The sequence below is a fragment of the Nocardia canadensis genome, from assembly GCF_032656385.1.
Taxonomy (GTDB): Bacteria; Actinomycetota; Actinomycetes; order Mycobacteriales; family Mycobacteriaceae; genus Nocardia; species Nocardia canadensis.
This window is the reverse complement of the sequence record NZ_JAVCWB010000004.1, coordinates 135,611-153,088: the sequence shown is the minus strand read 5'-3', so window position 1 is coordinate 153,088 and position 17,478 is coordinate 135,611. Positions and strand designations below refer to the sequence as shown.

19 protein-coding genes and 1 tRNA gene are annotated in these 17,478 nt (G+C 68.6%); 12 read left to right on the top strand and 8 right to left on the bottom strand.

Features of this window, described 5'->3' with window-relative positions; all coding sequences use genetic code 11:
- Window positions 1–15: 15 nt before the first annotated feature.
- The 3 genes from Q7X29_RS09485 to Q7X29_RS09475 all read left to right on the top strand — a co-directional run bounded on the left by Q7X29_RS09485 (window position 16) and on the right by Q7X29_RS09475 (window position 1,067).
- Window positions 16–89, top strand: a tRNA-Arg gene (locus Q7X29_RS09485).
- Window positions 90–308: 219 nt separating this feature from the next.
- Window positions 309–800: a DinB family protein gene (locus tag Q7X29_RS09480; RefSeq protein WP_316573834.1), complete on the top strand. Its 492-nt coding sequence runs from the start codon at window positions 309–311 to the stop codon at window positions 798–800.
- 54 nt (window positions 801–854) lie between these two features.
- Window positions 855–1,067, top strand: coding sequence for a hypothetical protein (locus Q7X29_RS09475; protein ID WP_218720840.1), 213 nt, complete (start codon window positions 855–857; stop codon window positions 1,065–1,067).
- Window positions 1,068–1,128: 61 nt separating this feature from the next.
- Here the strand turns inward: Q7X29_RS09475 and Q7X29_RS09470 are convergent, their stop codons facing one another.
- Window positions 1,129–1,308 carry a hypothetical protein gene (locus Q7X29_RS09470; protein WP_218720841.1) on the bottom strand — a complete coding sequence of 60 codons (180 nt, stop codon included), beginning with the start codon at window positions 1,306–1,308 and terminating at the stop codon, window positions 1,129–1,131.
- A gap of 90 nt (window positions 1,309–1,398) precedes the next feature.
- A complete protein-coding gene (locus Q7X29_RS09465) occupies window positions 1,399–1,743 on the bottom strand; it encodes a hypothetical protein (protein ID WP_218720842.1) in 345 nt (114 codons plus the stop codon).
- A gap of 438 nt (window positions 1,744–2,181) precedes the next feature.
- On the opposite strand from Q7X29_RS09465, the gene Q7X29_RS09460 reads away from it, so the two are divergent.
- The 4 genes from Q7X29_RS09460 (at window position 2,182) to Q7X29_RS09445 (ending at window position 6,311) form a co-directional block, all read left to right on the top strand.
- Window positions 2,182–3,552 carry an ATP-binding protein gene (locus tag Q7X29_RS09460; protein ID WP_218720843.1) on the top strand — a complete coding sequence of 457 codons (1,371 nt, stop codon included), beginning with the start codon at window positions 2,182–2,184 and terminating at the stop codon, window positions 3,550–3,552.
- A 62-nt stretch (window positions 3,553–3,614) separates the two neighbouring features.
- Window positions 3,615–4,490, top strand: a complete 876-nt coding sequence (locus tag Q7X29_RS09455; protein ID WP_316573833.1) for an ABC transporter permease — start codon at window positions 3,615–3,617, stop codon at window positions 4,488–4,490.
- Entirely contained in the window at window positions 4,483–5,316 is an 834-nt protein-coding gene (locus Q7X29_RS09450) for an ABC transporter permease (protein ID WP_218720845.1), read from the top strand. Before Q7X29_RS09455 ends, Q7X29_RS09450 begins: the two co-directional genes overlap by 8 nt.
- A gap of 2 nt (window positions 5,317–5,318) precedes the next feature.
- Window positions 5,319–6,311 carry an ABC transporter ATP-binding protein gene (locus Q7X29_RS09445; RefSeq protein WP_218720846.1) on the top strand — a complete coding sequence of 331 codons (993 nt, stop codon included), beginning with the start codon at window positions 5,319–5,321 and terminating at the stop codon, window positions 6,309–6,311.
- A 1-nt stretch (window position 6,312) separates the two neighbouring features.
- Here Q7X29_RS09445 and Q7X29_RS09440 read toward each other — a convergent pair whose 3' ends face one another.
- Window positions 6,313–6,621 (bottom strand): hypothetical protein, encoded by a 309-nt coding sequence (locus tag Q7X29_RS09440; protein WP_308248619.1) that lies wholly within the window; start codon window positions 6,619–6,621, stop codon window positions 6,313–6,315.
- 390 nt (window positions 6,622–7,011) lie between these two features.
- Between Q7X29_RS09440 and Q7X29_RS09435 the strand changes: the two genes are divergently transcribed.
- A complete protein-coding gene (locus tag Q7X29_RS09435; protein ID WP_308248620.1) occupies window positions 7,012–7,518 on the top strand; it encodes a DUF4254 domain-containing protein in 507 nt (168 codons plus the stop codon).
- Window positions 7,519–7,521: 3 nt separating this feature from the next.
- Here Q7X29_RS09435 and Q7X29_RS09430 read toward each other — a convergent pair whose 3' ends face one another.
- From Q7X29_RS09430 to Q7X29_RS09420, 3 genes are read right to left on the bottom strand one after another with little or no spacing between them, the layout of a single operon-like run.
- Window positions 7,522–7,797, bottom strand: a complete 276-nt coding sequence (locus tag Q7X29_RS09430; protein ID WP_394358671.1) for a hypothetical protein — start codon at window positions 7,795–7,797, stop codon at window positions 7,522–7,524.
- Between the two features lie 42 nt (window positions 7,798–7,839).
- A complete protein-coding gene (locus Q7X29_RS09425) occupies window positions 7,840–8,988 on the bottom strand; it encodes a fatty acid desaturase family protein (RefSeq protein WP_218720849.1) in 1,149 nt (382 codons plus the stop codon).
- 34 nt (window positions 8,989–9,022) lie between these two features.
- Window positions 9,023–10,114, bottom strand: coding sequence for a ferredoxin reductase (locus Q7X29_RS09420; protein WP_316573831.1), 1,092 nt, complete (start codon window positions 10,112–10,114; stop codon window positions 9,023–9,025).
- Between the two features lie 143 nt (window positions 10,115–10,257).
- On the opposite strand from Q7X29_RS09420, the gene Q7X29_RS09415 reads away from it, so the two are divergent.
- Window positions 10,258–10,905, top strand: coding sequence for a TetR family transcriptional regulator (locus Q7X29_RS09415; protein WP_218720851.1), 648 nt, complete (start codon window positions 10,258–10,260; stop codon window positions 10,903–10,905).
- Between the two features lie 125 nt (window positions 10,906–11,030).
- Here the strand turns inward: Q7X29_RS09415 and Q7X29_RS09410 are convergent, their stop codons facing one another.
- Entirely contained in the window at window positions 11,031–12,365 is a 1,335-nt protein-coding gene (locus Q7X29_RS09410; protein ID WP_316573830.1) for an MFS transporter, read from the bottom strand.
- Between the two features lie 115 nt (window positions 12,366–12,480).
- Between Q7X29_RS09410 and Q7X29_RS09405 the strand changes: the two genes are divergently transcribed.
- Window positions 12,481–13,035 (top strand): PadR family transcriptional regulator, encoded by a 555-nt coding sequence (locus tag Q7X29_RS09405; RefSeq protein WP_218720853.1) that lies wholly within the window; start codon window positions 12,481–12,483, stop codon window positions 13,033–13,035.
- Window positions 13,032–15,062 (top strand): NADPH-dependent 2,4-dienoyl-CoA reductase, encoded by a 2,031-nt coding sequence (locus Q7X29_RS09400; protein ID WP_316573829.1) that lies wholly within the window; start codon window positions 13,032–13,034, stop codon window positions 15,060–15,062. Before Q7X29_RS09405 ends, Q7X29_RS09400 begins: the two co-directional genes overlap by 4 nt.
- 137 nt (window positions 15,063–15,199) lie before the next feature.
- Here the strand turns inward: Q7X29_RS09400 and Q7X29_RS09395 are convergent, their stop codons facing one another.
- Window positions 15,200–16,423, bottom strand: a complete 1,224-nt coding sequence (locus Q7X29_RS09395) for a phosphotransferase enzyme family protein (RefSeq protein ID WP_316573828.1) — start codon at window positions 16,421–16,423, stop codon at window positions 15,200–15,202.
- Window positions 16,424–16,621: 198 nt separating this feature from the next.
- Between Q7X29_RS09395 and cmrA the strand changes: the two genes are divergently transcribed.
- Window positions 16,622–17,425 carry a mycolate reductase gene (gene cmrA / locus Q7X29_RS09390; RefSeq protein ID WP_218720856.1) on the top strand — a complete coding sequence of 268 codons (804 nt, stop codon included), beginning with the start codon at window positions 16,622–16,624 and terminating at the stop codon, window positions 17,423–17,425.
- The last annotated feature ends 53 nt before the right edge of the window (window positions 17,426–17,478 follow it).

Sequence of the window (17,478 nt, the reverse complement as noted above, 5' to 3'; positions counted from 1 at the left end):
AAGGTGGATGCCACTGCCTCCGTAGCTCAGTTGGATAGAGCAAGGGCCTTCTAATCCCTAGGTCGCAGGTTCGATTCCTGCCGGGGGCGCAGATCGGCCCTGACCTGCATGTATTCCAGGTCAGGGCCGCACATGGCCCAGGGCGCCATCCGCGCCGGGCAGGGATTCCCGCGTCCAGCGGATCACCATCCTTCTTTCTTCCCCATTCCGGCTGTTCAGCCGATCCCCCACACCGTTCGTCGTGCCACCGCGCGCTCTTCACGACCGACGCGGATCCCGAATACCCACCCCGAAGGGAGCGAAATCTCATGAGCACCAACGGAATTACCGCCGGTACCGAGCGCGCGATCATCGAGGACCTGCTCGACCGCAATCGCGCCGCGCTCATCGCGACCGCGCGCGGTCTGTCCGAGGCCGATGCCCGCCGGCGACTCGTGACCTCGCTGACGACGCCTATCTCGTTGATCAAGCACGCGGCCGCGGCCGAGCGGATCTGGTTCCAGCGGTTCTGGGCGGGACTGGACGAAGCCGACTGCGACGGGTACTCGCGCCGTGACGAGGGCACCTTCACGGTGGGCGAGGACGAGTCGCTGGCCGAGGTCATCGCCGAGTTCGAGCGGGCGAGCGGGCGGTCACGGGAGATCGCATCCGGCTTCGACCTCGACGACACGAAGGTGAATCCTCGCGAGGGCGAGGTGAGCATGCGGTGGACGCTATTGGCGATGATCCAGGAGTTCGCCCGGCACGCGGGTCACGGCGATATTCTGCGTGAGCAGATCGACGCGTCGCCGAACGCGTGAACGCGGGCACCCGCCACGGTCGCGCCGACGCTCTCGATGTGGATAATCGAACGTATGTGCGAATCCATCCGGCCCTATCTGCGTGCCGGCGTATGGACCGAACCGTCGCCGCGCTTCTGCCCGAACGGGCACCGGCTCGGGGCCGGGCGCGCGCTGGTCGTCGCGATGCCGTGCCGACGGATCGGCGGCCATCACCGGGTCCACACCTGCCTGGCGTGCGGCGCCGTCACCTACAGCCCGCCCGCCCACAACGACTGCGAGCACTGAGCTGTCCACGTGCCGGTGGGCCGCCCCTGAGCCACCGGGGCGACCCAGTCCGCACGCGGTCTCAGTGCGAGTAGTCCCGGAACGTCATGACGCCGCCGACCACGACGATGATCGCCGTGAGGACGTAGACCGTGACGCGTATCCACGTCGGACCGTAGTAACTGACCGCCATCGACGCACCGAGCGCCGCGAGAATCATCACCACCCCGTAGAACGGCGTGCGCTGCTCCCTGTCAACCATTCCTCCAGTGTCCGCCGACGACGCGGCGGTGCCAATGCCCTCAACAGGGCGAACAGCCGACCGCCCGGTCACCGGGGCCGACGGGCACGATCAGCGCGCACCGCCGACGGCGACGCCGGGCGCGGGCAACCGCATCCGCTCGACCGTGGGGACGGGGAACCACCGGTCGGCAGCGGCCGAGGCCGACGCGGGCCTGCGCAGATGGACGCGCCGCCATGCCCGCGCGAACAGCGCCATCGCGGCGGCGAGGGTCACCACCACCGCGCCGATCGCCAGCCCGAGCGACACCGTCACGGCCGTGCCCTCGCGCCCCGCACCGCTGCGATAGATCAGCACCGCCGCCGCCACCGGCCCGGCCATTCCCCCCGCGGCGGCGCTGAGCAGCAACGCGCCGGTGACCAGCTCGACCACCCGCAGCGGCCGCCGCGTCCGCACCCGTACGGCCCGGTGGCTTCCTCCCAGCGAACCCCATGATCTCCCGACCAACGCCACAGCCAGCCCCTTCCGCTCCTCTGCCCACACCTGCATATGAACCGGACACTGCACGGTATACCGCTGCTCGGACGCACAACGAAATCGACACCGAACAGTTGCCGAGTCGGACATCAGCAACCATGCAGCGATTCAGCGGGCGCGCCGGCGGACCGGCATCGAGACGGCCTCGGTACCTCGCCCACGCCGGTGCGATGACAGCGACACGCCCGGGTACGGGTACCCTTCCCCCTCATGTGGATCATTCTCGCCATTTCCGTGGTCAGCTCCGTGATCATTGCGATCCTGTTCGCCACCGGCTTCCCGGAGCACTGACTCGACGGGATAGCCGTCCCTTAGCTATCCGGCCTCGTTCGTGGAATGTGGTGAGAAGATGGCTGGGTGCCGAACAGTAGCCAGCCCAGTGCGCGGTCCGACGACGGCCGCTCGTTCGTAGTCGCCGACGCCACCGACAGCGCGCTGGTCGCCGGTTCGCTGGCCGTGATCGTCGCGGCCGAGCGCCGACAGCTCGTCCTCGTCGAGGAGCGGTCGGAGACGACCCCGGTTCGGCTGCGTGGCCGGCTGATCGGCGAGCTCAACGACGACGGCATCGACGTGCGCGCGGGCTACGCGTTCACCGACGGCACGGTCGAACTGGTCGACGCCGAGACCGTCCAGACACTGCACGACACGACCGGCGCGCTGCTCGATGTCGGGGTGAACCTCACCCCGCCGGGCGGTCCGGCCCGGCTGCTGCCCAAGCGATTCAACCGGCACACCTTCTGGTGCGGGCAGAGCGGATCCGGCAAGACCTACGCGCTCGGGGTCGTGCTCGAGCAGGTCATCGCGCACACCGCGTTGCCGGTGGTGATCTTCGACCCCAATTCCGATTTCGTCCGGCTCGGCGAGGTCTCCCCCGGCGCCACCGGCCCCACCGCGGACGCGTTGCGCGAACGCGACATCCGGGTGCTGCGCCCGCATTCCGCGCAGCCGCTGCGGGCTCGGTTCACCGCGCTGCCGCTGAGTTCCAAGGCCGCGATCCTGCGGATCGATCCGATCGCCGACCGCGAGGAATTCAACGAGCTGATCCACCTCGCCGACGAGCTCGCCGCCGCCGAACTCGATGTCACCCTGCCCACCCTGCGCAAGTCGGCATCGACGGCTCAGCGGCGGCTGGCGATGCGCATCGAGAACCTGGGGCTGCACGAGTGGGAGGTGTGGGCCCGCGCCGACCGCGCGGTCACCGAGGTCGTCGACGAACGGCCCGACGCGACCGTCCTCGACCTGGGCGGATTCTCCACCGCCGCACAGCAACTCGTGGTCGCGCTGGCCCTGCTCGACGACCTGTGGGCGCGCCGCGAAGAGCGGCGCCCGATCCTGCTCGTCATCGACGAGGCGCACAATCTGGCCTCGCCCCGCCAGGATTCACCGATCGCGATCGCGGTGCGCGAGCGACTGATCCAGATCGCCGCCGAGGGACGTAAATTCGGGCTGTGGCTGCTGTTGTCGACGCAGCGTCCGTCGAAGGTCCACCCCGGCATCATCTCCCAGTGCGACAATCTCGCGCTGATGAAGATGACTTCCCCGGTCGACCTCGCCGAGCTCGGCACCTACTTCGGCTACGCGCCGTCGGCCCTGCTCGACCGCTCCCCGTGGTTCCGCCAGGGCGAGGCCCTGTTCGCGGGCGGTTTCGTCCCGGCGCCCGCGCTGGTGAAGGTGAACACGCGGCTCACCCCCGAGGGCGGCAGCGACGTCGGGGTGCCACTGCGCTGAGCAGTGACGATCGCGGGCGTTTTCGTCCGGATCACGGTGGGGCCGCCTAGAGTTGACTGATTGTGCGGGGCGATGCGGAGGGGGACGGCCGAGTTGCCCTCGCGATGCGCCGTTGCGTGTTCCGTCGCCGCACGCCGAGCACGTTCGGGGTGTATTGGAAGCTGGCGCGGGCCGGGTTCAAGCGCCAGGCCCAATACAAACTGGCGATGTTCGCCGGGCTGTTCACCAACTGCGTGTTCGGTTTCGTCCGGGCGGCGGTGATGGTGGCCGCCGTCCGCGCGGCGGGCGATTTCGGCGGCTACGACGAGGGCACCATCGGCGCCTACGTGTGGCTGTCGCAGGCCCTGCTCGGCGCGACGCAGTTCATGGGACCACCGATCGACCTGGTGGACCGGATCAAGTCCGGTGACGTCGCGATCGATTTCCTGCGCCCGGTCGACGTCCAGCTGAGCTATCTGGCCACCGACATGGGCCGGGCCGCCTGCACGTTCCTGCCGCGCGGGGTGCCGAGCATCGTCATCGGCGCCGCGACCTTCGGGCTGTCGATGCCGACGACGCCGGTGGCCTACCTGCTCGGCCTGATCAGCGTGCTACTGGCGGTGGCACTGTCGTTCCTGTGTCTGTTCGCGGTCGCGCTGATCGGTTTCTGGGTGGTGGAGATCCGCGGCATCCGGGTGCTGTATCAGATCGTCGGTACTTTCCTGGCCGGGCTCTTCGTCCCGGTCCACATGTTTCCCGACTGGTTGCGGACGATCGCGCTGGCTACCCCGTTTCCCTCCATCCTCCAGTCACCGATCGATACGCTGTCCGGGCGGGTCGCCGGGATGGACGCCTTGCTCACCGTTGCGGCGCAAGGCTTCTGGGTGCTGGTGATCGGACTGCTCGGCAGGGTGTTGCTGCGTGCGGGACAACGCAGGTTGGAGGTACAGGGTGGCTGAACCGGATTCCGCGCGCATCGTGGCCGGGACCTGGTTCACCCCCTATCTCGCAGTATTGCGTTCGCGTGTGAAAGCACAGCAGGTGTACCGGCTCTCGTTCGCCACCGAGGTGTTCAGCGCCTTCCTGATCGGCCTGGTCGAGTTCGCCGAGGTGTGGGTCATCTTCCACAACGTCGGCACGCTCGGCGGCCTGGACACCAACGCGGCGCTGCTGCTGTTCGGGCTGTCCAACACCTCGTTCGCGCTGGCCCAGGTGCTGGTCGGGCATCTGGACTCGCTGCCCGCGATGATCAGGATGGGCACTCTGGACGCCTATCACCTGCGCCCGCAACCGCTGCTGCTGCAATTGATCACCAGCGACATCTCACTGCGCAGGCTCGCGCGCGCCGCTGTCGCGGTGATCGTGCTCGGGGTGGGGTTGTGGCGCAACGAAATCGACTGGGGCATCGCCCCGGTTACCTTGATCGTGATCACCCTGATCAGTGGAATTGCCCTGTTCTGTGGCCTTTTCGTATGCGCAGCGGGACTACAGTTCTTCCTGATAGACGGCGCCGAGCTCACCAACAGCTTCACCTACGGCGGATCCTTCGCCGCGATGCAGCCCGCTTCGGTGTTCCCCGCGCCGCTGAAGCTGTTGTTCGGGTTCGCGATTCCCGTCGCGTTCACCGCCTACGTGCCGACGATAGCGCTGCTGGGTCTCCCCGGACCGCCGCTGTTGCCCGCGTGGTCGGCCTGGTTGACACCGGTGGCGGCGGCATGGGTGTGGTTACTGGCCTTCGCAGCGTGGCGGATCGGAACGAGGCACTATCAGGGAGGAGGGGGATAACGATGGACGAGCACAGCTCGGCGGAGCCGATCATCGACATCGACGACCTCACCCGGCAGTTCACGGTCTACCGCAAGAACGGCAGCCGCTGGCGCAGACACCGGGACACCATCACCGCGGTCGACCGGATGAGCTTCCGGATCGAACGCGGTTCCGCGGTCGGCTACATCGGCGCCAACGGCGCGGGCAAGTCGACGACGATCAAGATGCTCACCGGCATCCTGGTACCGACCACCGGCAGCGTGCGCACCTGCGGCCTGGAACCGGTGCGCCAGCGCAGGGAACTGGCCGCGCGGATCGGCGTCGTGTTCGGGCAGCGCTCGCAGCTGTGGTGGGATCTGCCGCTGCACGAGTCGTTCTCGATCCTGGCGGCCATCCATCGCCTCGATCCCGACATCGCCGACAAGCGCACCCACGAACTGGTCGAGCAGCTCGAGATGGCCGACACCCTCGACACGCCGGTGCGCCAGCTCTCGCTCGGCCAGCGCATGCGCGCGGAAGTGGCCGCCGCGCTGCTGCATTCGCCGGAACTGGTGATCCTGGACGAGCCGACGATCGGCCTGGACGTGCTGTCCAAGCAGCGACTACGCGAGTTCCTGCGGGCCGAGCGGATCGAACGCGGCACCACGCTGCTGCTCACCACGCACGACATGGGCGATATCGAGCGGCTCTGCGACCGCGTCCTGGTGGTCGATCACGGCAGGCTGGTGTACGACGGTTCACTGGCCGGGCTCGGCGCCACCGTCGGCGCGCGCCGGGTGCTGGTGGTCGACTTGGCCGCGCCCACGCCGGATCTCGACGATCTGCCGTGCGGCGCCCAACTGCTGTCCAGCGAGGCGGGCGGCATGCGCCAGCGGCTGGCCTTCGACGCCGAGCACACCACGGCGGCGGCTTTACTGGCCGCGGTGTCGGACCGGGCGCAGGTGCGCGACTTATCGATCGAGGAGCCGGGCATCGAGGACGTGGTGCGCCGGATCTACGAGTCGGCGCGCTGAGTCAGCTCGGCGCGTTCGGCGTGCCGGAGTACAGGCTGACCTCGCCGTTCTCCCCGAGGAAGGCGTTGACCAGCATGATCCGCTGCGCCAGGAGATCGTCGGGCTCGGGCGCGCTGGTGGTGATCGAGATCTGCGGTATCGCAGCCCAGTTCACCACGTAGCGCTCGGGTGGGCCGTCGTCGTCGGACAGGCGCGCGAGCCGGAACACCGAGACGGCGCGGCGCTCCATGAGGTCGCGCACGACGTCGGCGATTCGCTGCGGGTCTTCCAGCGCGAACAGGAACCCGAAGGTCAGTTCGGGTGAGGACACATAGGCCGGCACATTTATCGAGGTTAGTGCATGCGGTGCCGTCCGCGGCGGGTACCGCCGATCCGATTGCCGGAAATGTGCGGATGAGTAACACAGGAGAAGTCGCGTGGTGACCCCGCCGTAACGGTGCATAACAATTTCCGCAGACCAGGCGATTTGTACACCATACTATTGCGCGGTCGCGCCGAATCGCGCTTTCCTGGTGTTGTCCCGATTTTCCCCGGGTCGTCTTCCTCGCCGCAGCGTCGCGGATATTCGTCGACGCCCGGGCGGGGCTACGCCGGTGCCGGGGAGTGCACCTCCCCCGAATCCTCCCCGGCTCTGGCGTATCCAAGCATGAATTCAGCGTATTCAGGGGCGTGCACCATGCCGTTCGATCCCGGTCATCGTGTGGATGCCACGCAATTCCCGCCACCCTCGGCGCTGTTGCGGGCCTTCCTGGAACCCCCCGGCTCCGACCCGATGCGGCACCGCGTCCTCGACGCGGCCACTCGGCTGGCTCGCTGCCACGACCGCAGACACCAGGCGATCGAGGCGGCTCGCGCGCCGGAGGCCACCAGCGGCCGGATCGCGGCCTGCGGCAAATTGATCGATCAGATCGACGGCGACCGCGCCACCCTCATCGCCCGCATCGACGACTGGGTCGCGGCCAATGTGGCGCACCGGGCGGGCGCCTCGCTGCACACCGAGACCCTCGGCGCGGTGATCGACCGGATGGCAGCGAAATGGATCGCCGCCCAGCGGGCGCTGGGCGGCGATCCGATCGAGAAGACGACCCAGCGGCAGTGGGAGGCGCGCACCCATCTGCACTGGTGCCGGCTGGCCGAATTGACCGACGGCTACCGGGATCTGATCACCGATGTCACCGAACACCGCAGGCGGTTGCCGGTGTGGTGACGATCAGGCTTTGTCGCCGGGAACCGGCTCGGTGACCTCGACCTCGACCTCGACGGGTTCGGTGACGCCGCCGTCGGTGGTCACGTCGGCCTCGACGAACTCCGGATAGGCCCGCTCGGCGTCGAGTCGCTGCTCGGCGTCGCGGCGGGCCGCCGCGGCGGCCTCGTTCATCTCGATCGCGTCGGTGATGAACTCACCGATCTCGCGCGCGACCTCGGCGACCGCCCCGGTGATCAGCGTGGCGATATTGCCGACATGCCGGGCACCGGAGGACGTCAATTCCTGGACAAGATCTTTGTTGCTTTCGAATTTGCCGACCATTTACACGCCCACTTCGGTTGCCTTCCGATTACGCACAACGATAACACCGGGCGTCGGCGTCCTCTTGACCAAGCGATCCGGCAACGCCAGCAGGAAGATCTTGGCCCAGACCGAGCCGATCTGCTTGGAGAAGCGGCCGGTGTTGTAGGGCAGGCCGTACTTCTCGGCCAGCGCCTTCACCTCGGGCGCCATTTCCGGGTACCGGTTGGCCGGGATGTCCGGGAACAGGTGGTGCTCGATCTGGTGCGACAGGTTGCCCGACATGATGTGGAACAGCTTGGAGCCCTTGATATTGGCCGAGCCGAGCATCTGCCGGACGTACCATTCACCGCGGGTCTCGACCTCGGTCTCCTCCTTGGTGAACGTCTGCACGCCCGCCGGGAAGTGACCGCAGAAGATGATCGAGAAGGTCCACAGGTTGCGCACCAGGTTGGCCGCGGCGTTGCCGGCCAGGGTGTGCAGGAACAGCGGGCCGGTCAGCGCGGGGAAGACCACATAGTCCTTGAGGACCTGCTTGCTCGCCTTCTTGCCCTGCCCCTTGAGCAGCGGCTTCAGGTCGGACCACTTGCGCTTGCCCTTGATGATGTTGTCGGCCTCGAGGTCGTGCACCATCACGCCCCACTCGAACAGCACCATCAGCAGGAAGGCGTAGATCGGGTTGCCCAGGTAGTAGGGGTTCCACTTCTGGCCCTCGTCGATGCGCAGGATGCCGTACCCGATGTCGCGGTCCATGTCGTGGACGTTGGTGTAGGTGTGGTGCATGTAGTTGTGCGAGTGCTTCCACTGGTCGGCCGGGCAGACCGTGTCCCAGTCGAATTCGCGGGAGTTGATGCCGCGCTCACGCATCCAGTCGTACTGACCGTGCATGACGTTGTGGCCGATCTCCATGTTGTCGAGGATCTTCGACACACCGAGCGCCGCCACGCCCGCCAGCCAGAACGGCGGCAGGAAGCCCAGGTACATCAGCCCGCGGCCGGCGATCTCGAAGCCGCGCTGGGTCTTGATGATCTTGTAGATGTAGTCGCGGTCGCGTTCGCCGAGATCGGCTTCGACGCGGGCGCGCAGGTCGTCGAGCGCCTGGCCGAGTTCCTCGACCTGCTCCGGGGTCAGGATGACCGGGCCGTCTTTGCCTTCGGTGAGGATCGTCATGGCTGTATCTCCCCTTGGTTGATTTCTCGGTGATCTAGAGAGCGATGTCGACGTCGCCGACGGCCGTGTTCACGCAGATCTGGATCTGCTTGTCGGGATCGGCGTCGAGCTCGCCGGTGCGCAGGTTGCGGGTGCAACCGGAGACCTTGGTGGCGGTGCAGGAGAAGCAGATCCCCATGCGGCAGCCGTATTCCGGGGTCAGTCCGGCCGATTCGGCCTGCTCGAGCAGCGATGCTCCGGTGTTGTCGGCAGCGACGTCGCTGCTGGAGAAGGTGATGGTGCCGGTGGCCTCGGCCGGGTCGGCCGGGACGGTGGTGAGGGTGAACTCCTCGCTGTGCACCCGATCGGCGAGACCCTCGGCCTCGAAGATCGTCTGCACGGCCCGCATCAGCGGCGGCGGACCACAGACGAAGGTCTGCGCGTCGGCGAACCAGGGCGCGACGCGCTCGAGCTCGTCGTAGTCGAAGAACCCACTGCCGGTGGAGGTTTCCCCATCGATGACAGTGCCGGGCTCGACCGGGTAGCGGTACTCGACCCGGAAGTTGGGACGGCGGTTGGCGATCGCGGTCAGCTCGGCCCGGTGCGGCACCATCTCGGGCTGACGCGCGTAGTGCAGGAAGGTGACTTCACCGGTGAAGCCCTCCGCATCGAGCGTACGCAACATCGACAGCACCGGGGTGATGCCGCTGCCGCCGCTGACCAGCAGCACCCGGTCCGGGCGCTGTTCGGGCAGGGCGAAGACGCCGGCGGCGGGCGCCAGGTCGACGACCATGCCGGGCTCGGCGTGGTCGTGCAGGTAGTTCGAGACCAGCCCGCCCGGGTGCGCCTTCACCGTCAGCTGGAGGAAGCGGTCGCCGCGGCTCTCCGGATCGATCGGCGAGTAGCAGCGGGTGTGCCGCACGCCGTTGATCGAGACGCCGATCTGCACGTACTGACCGGCGCTGTGGCCACGCCACTGCCGGGAGGCGCGCAGGGTGAGCGTCACCGAGCCCGGCACCGCACGCGAGACGTGGGTGATCTCGGCGCGCAGTTCCCGTGCGGTGAGCGCGGGAGAGACGAGCTCCAGGTACCGGTCCAGCGGATGCGGCGTCGTCAACGTCTGCACCAGGTCGATCAGTCCCACCATGCGTCTTACCCCTCTGCGGAAGTCCTTCGGCATGCGATTCACATTTCAGTGCACGCCTGTACACTCACTAGTGTGCCGGATGGACCCAGCCCGCTGTCAACCGGCAAAGATGTGAGGCGGGCAACATATCCAGGGAAGCGACTATGGTGAACGGATGTATGCTCACCGATGTGACTGAGCAGGCAGGAACCCGCAACGAGCGCAAGGCGCACACCCGTGCGGCCCTCCTCGAAGGCACCCTGACGCTGGCCGCCGACCGCGGATTCGCGGCATTGAGCCTGCGGGAGATCGCCCGCTCGGCCGGCATCGTGCCGACCGCGTTCTATCGCCATTTCGCCTCGCTCGACGATCTCGGCGCCACGCTGGTCGACGAGGGCGTGACGGCGCTGCGCCTGGCATTGCGCGAGGTCAGACGCAAGCCGGACGCACACCTGGCCGACACCGTGCGGTTCGTGTTCGAGCAGGTGGGGGCCAAGCGCGCCCTGTTCGGCTTCCTCATCCGCGAACGCCACGGCGGGCCTGCCCCGCTGCGCCAGGCCATCGCGATGGAGATGCAGCTGATCGTGCGCGAGATCGTGGCCGATCTGTCCCGGCTGCGCGCGCTGGACAACTGGAGCACCACCGAGCTCGAGATCGCGGCGGACCTATTGGTCACCACGGTCACCGACGGCATCGCCGCCTATGTCGCGGCGACACCGCGCGAGGAGTCGGCGGTGGTCGAGCGCACCGTCATGCAGATGCGCCTGATCGCGCTGGGCATCGGCGGCTGGGTTCCCAAACCCGCTGACTGAGGGATGTTTCCGGTGCTGTGGCCGCATGCGGTCCATGGTGTAACACACCCCACATGCCGCACAGCCGGAATTTCAGAGTACGGGCGTACACACAATGGGGGCCGCCCCGATCTGGTGAACAACCACTAGGTTGCGGCCACCGCGGACGCGGGCGCGCGCACCGGCAGCAACACGAGCAGTCCGGCCGCCAGGACGACGAGCAGGCCGGCGATCCCGGCTCGGTCGCTGTGGAACACCGAGACGAACACCCCGAACAGCGCCGGCGCGAGGAACGAGACCGCCCGCCCGGTCGTGGTGTACAGCCCGAACATCTGACCCTCGCGCCCCGGCGGCGCCAGGCGCGCCAGGAACGAACGCGCCGAGGCCTGCGCGGGCCCGACGAACACGGTGAGCGCGAGCCCGAAGATCCAGAACATCAGCGAGCCCGAGACCACCAGCAGCACCAGCCCGCACGCGAGCATGCCGATCAGCGAGGCCACGATGACCCGCTTGGGCCCGAGCGAGTCGTCGAACCGGCCCGCCGCGATCGCCGCGGCACCCGCAACGACATTGGCGGCGATGCCGAACAGCAGCACGTCGGCGTCGGCGAAGCCGTACACCTGCACCGCGAGCACCGCGCCGAAGGTGAACACCCCGGCCAGCCCGTCCCGGAAGACGGCGCTGGCGAGCAGGAACCACACCGTGTGCCGGTCCTGGGCCCACAGTTCGCGCACATCACGCCACAGCACCCGGTAGGAACCGAGGACCCCGGCCCGCGCCGCGCCGGGGTCGGCGGTGGTGCGCGGCAGTTCGGGCACCGCGAACAGCACCGGCAGCGCGAAGACGGTGAACCAGACCGCCGCCAGCACGATGGCCAGGCGCACGTTGAGGCCCTGATCAGTGGGCATCCCGAGCACGCCGCGGGTGTCGCCGTCGCCGGCCAGGAAGCCCACGTAGCAGATCAGCAGCAGCACGATGCCGCCGAAATAGCCCATCGCCCAACCGAATCCGGACACCCGCCCGACCGTGGCCGGGGTCGAGACCTGCCGCATCATGGCGTTGTAGGGCACGCCGGCCAGCTCGAACACGGCCGAGGCGAAGGCCAGCAGCGCCAGTCCGAGCCACAGATCGTGGTAGTCGTCGTGAACGAAGAACATCAGCGACATCGCGCCGACGGTGAGCGCCGTGAGGGTCGCCAGGGCCCGCTTGCGTGAGCCGACCGCGTCGAAGTACTGCCCGCAGACCGGCGCCGTCAGCGCGACGACCAGCCCCGCCGCCGCGAGCGCCCAGCCCAGCCAGGCACTGGCCGGGGTGTCGCCGGGCAGGTCGTCGCCGACCTTGTCGGTGAGATACACCGAGAACACGAAGGTCAGCGTGACGGCCTGGAACGCCGAGGACCCCCAGTCCCACAATCCCCACGCCACTACCTGCCCGCGTCCGGCCGCCTCGCCGACGGTCTCGGCCGCGTTCACCTCGGTCATGGCCGAAGCGTAATGGGGATCGCGACTCCCGGCAGGGCACATCGGCGTTTCGGCACGCCGTCATTTCATATGAACCTGGTTGCATAGTACCGAGCGTTCCGGATACCCTCGTCGCATGGCACTGGAGCACGCGCTGCTGGTCTCGCTCAGCGAACGGGCCGGCTCGGGCTACGAGCTCGCCCGCCGATTCGACAAGTCGATCGGCTACTTCTGGAGCGCTACCCACCAGCAGATCTACCGGGTGCTCAAGCGTATGGAGGATTCCGGCTGGGTGACCGTGGAATCGGTCGCTCAGCAGGGAAAACCCGACAAGAAGGTGTATTCGGTCGCCCCTGCGGGCCACACCGAACTCGCCCGCTGGATCGCCGAACCCACCGAGTACAGCCCGTCCCACGACGAACTCGGTGTGAAGATCCGCGGCGCCGCGCACGGCGACATCGACGCCGTGCTGGGCGAGGTGGCCCGCCACCGCGCCCAGCACGCGCAGCGACTCGACGAGTACCGCCTCAGCGAAAAGAAATTCTTCCCGGCGCCGGACCAGCTCTCCGGCACCGCTCTGCACCAGTATCTGGTGCTGCGCGCGGGCATCCGCGCGGAGTCCGGCTACGTCGAATGGTGCGACGAAGTACTGCAGGCCCTGCGACCCCGAAAAGGTGACGACCTTCCATGACCGCCTATCCCCACCTGTTCGAGCCACTCGACCTCGGCCACACCACCCTGCGCAATCGGGTGGTCATGGGCTCCATGCACACCGGCCTGGAGGACCGGGCCTGGGACACCAACAAGCTGGCCGCCTACTTCGCCGAGCGCGCCCGCGGCGGTGTCGGCCTGATCATCACCGGCGGCTACGCCCCCAACCGCACCGGCTGGCTCGCGCCGTTCGGCGGCAAGCTGACCACCAAGTCCGAGGCCTACCGCCACCGCCGGATCACCAAGGCGGTGCATGCCGAGGGCGGCAAGATCGCCATCCAGATCCTGCACGCGGGTCGCTATTCCTACATGCCGACCAGCGTGTCGGCCTCGGCGGTGAAGTCGGCGATCAACCCGTTCAAGCCGCGCGCGCTCTCGGCCAAGGGCATCGAGAACACCATCGACGACTACGCCCGCTGCGCCGAACTGGCCAAGTTCGCCGGCTACGACGGCTGCGAGATCATGGGCGGTGAGGGCTATTTCATCAACCAGTTCCTCGCACCGCGGGTGAACAAGCGCACCGACAAGTGGGGCGGCACCGCCGAGAACCGGCGCAGGCTGCCGGTGGAGATCGCCAAGCGCATCCGCGCCGCCGTCGGCCGCGACTTCATCATCGTGTTCCGGCTGTCGATGGCCGAGCTGGTGGAGAAGGGCCAGACCTTCGACGAGATCATCGCCCTGGCACAGGAATTGGAGGCCGCGGGCGTCGATATCCTCAACACCGACATCGGCTGGCACGAGGCGCGGGTGCCCACCATCGTCACCTCGGTGCCGCGCGCGGCGTTCGTGGAGTTCACCGCCAAGGTCGCCCGCCGGGTGAACATCCCGGTCTGCGCGTCGAACCGGATCAACATGCCCGAGATCGCCGAGGAGATCCTCACCCGCGGCGACGCGGCGCTGATCTCGCTGGCCCGGCCGCTGCTGGCCGATGCCGAATGGGCCAACAAGGCCCAGGGCGACCGCGCCGACGAGATCAACACCTGCATCGCCTGCAACCAGGCCTGCCTCGACCACGCCTTCGGCAACAAGAAGGTGTCGTGCCTGGTCAACCCGCGTGCCGGCAACGAGACCACGCTGCAGCTGCTGCCGACCCGGCGCGCCAAGCGGTTCGCGGTGGTCGGCGCCGGTCCGGCCGGGCTCTCGGCCGCGGTGAGCCTGGCCGAGCGCGGCCATCACGTCGACCTGTTCGAGGCCGACGACAAGATCGGCGGCCAGTTCGACATCGCCCGCCGCATCCCCGGCAAGGAGGAGTTCGACGAGTCGATCCGCTACTTCCGCCGCAAGATCGAGCTCACCGGCGTCACCCTGCACCTGCAGAAGCGGGTCACCGCCGACGAGCTGATCGCGGGCGAGTACGACTCGGTGGTGCTGGCCACGGGCGTGCGCCCGCGCATCCCCGACATCCCCGGCATCGATCACCCGATGGTGCTGTCCTACGCCGAGCTGGTGAAGGAGGCGAAGCCGGTCGGCAAGAAGGTCGCGGTGATCGGCGCGGGCGGCATCGGCTACGACGTGAGCGAATTCCTCACCGTCGAAGGGCATCCCACGCTCAAGCTCGACGAGTGGAAGGAGGAGTGGGGTGTGGACTCCGAGGACGAGCAGGTCCGCGGTCAGCTCAAGCAGCCCAAGCCCTCCCCCGCCGCCCGCGACGTGGTGCTGTTGCAGCGCAAGTCGACCCCGTTCGGCAAGGACCTCGGCAAGACCTCCGGCTGGGTGCACCGTGCGGCGCTCAAGGCCAAGGGCGTCGAGCAGCTCGGCGGCGTGAACTACGAGCGTATCGACGATCAGGGCCTGCACATCAGCTTCGGTGAGAAGCACGAGAAGCCGCGGGTGCTCGAAGTCGACAACGTGATCGTCTGCGCCGGTCAGGAATCGGTGCGCGAGCTGGAAGAGCCGCTGCGCGCGGCCGGTGTCGACCTGCACCTGATCGGCGGCGCCGAACTGGCCGCCGAGCTCGACGCCAAGCGGGCCATCGCCCAGGGCACCCGCCTGGCGGCGCGCCTGTAATCCCCCGACCCGGTCGTCCGACGCGAGGGACGATCGTCGCACCGCCCCGTCCACCGAACTCGCATCCGGTGGGCGGGGCGGTGCTCTGCGCGGGCCCGGACGACGCCGTGGCGCCCTCGCCCGGCGGGGACGATCGGCTACCCGGCCGCCAGGTCACGAACCAGAGCACAGAGATCCCGTCCGGCGGCTGTCCGGAACCAGGACAGATGGCCGAGCAACCAATCCTGGTAGGCGATCTCGGCATTGCGCGGTTCATCGGCGACCGTGAGGAAGTAGTCGATCTCGGAGAGCTCGTAGCCGAGGTGGACCACCGGGAGGAGCTCGGCGAGCACGGCTTGTTCGGCGGGCGCGAGCGGACGCTCGGAGCGATAGCCGTCGATCAGCGCGCGCACCTGGTCCGCACGAACGTGGGCCGCTCCACCGTCGCGCAGCGAAACCCATTCCACCGCAGCGCGTTCGATCGCGGTGGCGAGGTCGAAGACGGCGGTGGTGCGATCGGCTAGGCCGAAGTCGAACACCGAGGTCACCTCGCCGCCGTCCCAGAGCAGGTTGGTGGCGTGCCAGTCGCCGTGCGTCCACAGCGGGCGCACCCCGGCGAGATCGACTCGTAGATAAGGTATTTCGGTGCGCCAGTCACGGTCGGCGAGGAACCGCGCGACCGCGGGGCGGCGGGCGATATGCCATTCGACGGCGCGCACGACGTCTTCGCCGTGGAGACTCGCCACGAGCGGGCGCGCCGGTCGGGCGGGGGCGTCGAAACCCGCTGCGGCCAGGTGCATTCGGGCCAGCATCGCGCCGGCGGCCGTCGCATCGCCGGGCGCGCGGTACGGGGTCCAGGAGAAGTCGGTGCGATACCGGTCCTCCCCCACTCCGGCCCGGTGGACTTCGTAGACGAAGCCGGGCCCGCGGCGCACCGAGGCGGCCACGCGCGATTCGGCAGCGGGCCGGGCCTGCCTTTTCCGTGGTCGTCCACCGGCTCCGGGCGCGATGTCGTCCGGGTGGGGATCGGGCGCAGATTCGGCCGCTCGCACACCGACGGACCGGATGCCCGGGGTTGCCCGCACGTCGGGCACCGGAATGCCCGCGGCGCGCAAGTGCGCCATGAACCGGTGTTCCTCGGCCAGCGCGGCCAGGTCACGAAGGTTCAGCGGCAGGCGCTTCACGACGACCCGCGCACCGTCGCGCAACCGCACGCCCACCGTCGACGACAGCGGACGCGCACTGTGCCACTCGATCCCGGCGGGCTCGGGTCCGCCCCAGGTCGCGGCGACCGCCCGGCTGACCTCGTCCTCGGTCAGCGGCGGCCAGGTCGGCGCGGCGGTCGGCTCGTCGCCCATCCCGAACACCCGCGGTCCGGTCACGACAGGCACGCCCGGGTCGGTCGGGCTTGGTCGGCGGAGCGGGCGCGCGGCGGCTCGGTGACTCGCGGGGGCGCTTCCCGATCGGCCCGGCGGTTCGGTGATTCGGTCGTCATCGCGGAGATCAGCCTAGGGCCAGCGCGCGCCCGCGCGGTCGACGTGGCCGCCGCCCGGCCGAGCCCGATCCCCTAAGCTCCCCGTGTGAGCTTGCCCTCCCCCACTGCAGACAATCGTGCCGTCGTCACCGGCGCGTCCTCCGGAATCGGCACCGCGTTGGCCGCCGAGCTGGCCGGGCGCGGCTACTCGTTGATCCTGGTCGCGCGGCGCGGTGAGATCCTCACCGAGCTGGCCCAGCGGCTGACGCTGGCGCACGGGATCACCGCCGAGGTGCGCGCGGTCGACCTCGCCGATCGGACGCAGCGGGCGAGCCTGGTCGACGAACTGGCCGTGCGCGACATCGCGATCCTGTGCAACAACGCCGGCATCGCCACCTTCGGACCGGTCGCCGAGCTGGACTTCGCCTACGAGCGGGCGCAGATGGAACTCAACGCGACCGCCGTGCACGATCTGACCCTGGCCGTGCTGCCGGGCATGATCGAGCGCAAGGCCGGCGGCATCCTGATCAGCGGCTCGGCCGCGGGCAATATGCCGATCCCGAACAACGCCACCTACGCCGCGTCCAAGGCGTTCGCCAACACCTTCTCCGAGTCGCTGCGCGGCGAGCTCAAGGGCACCGGCGTGAACGTCACCCTGCTGGCGCCCGGCCCGGTGCGCACCGAGACCCCGGCCCCCGAGGACGCCTCGATCGTGGACAAGATGGTCCCCGACTTCCTCTGGGTCTCCTCCGAGTACACCGCCAAGGTGTCCATCGACGCGCTGGCCCGCAACAAGATGCGCATCGTGCCCGGCCTGATCAGCAAGGGCATGAGCGTCGCGGGCAACTACGGTCCCCGCGCCGTGACCGCCCCGATCGCGGGCGCCTTCTACAAGAAGCTGGGCAGCTGATCGTCCCCTGACGGGTTGTGCGTCAGCAACCCGTCAGGAAGCGGCGCCGGGTG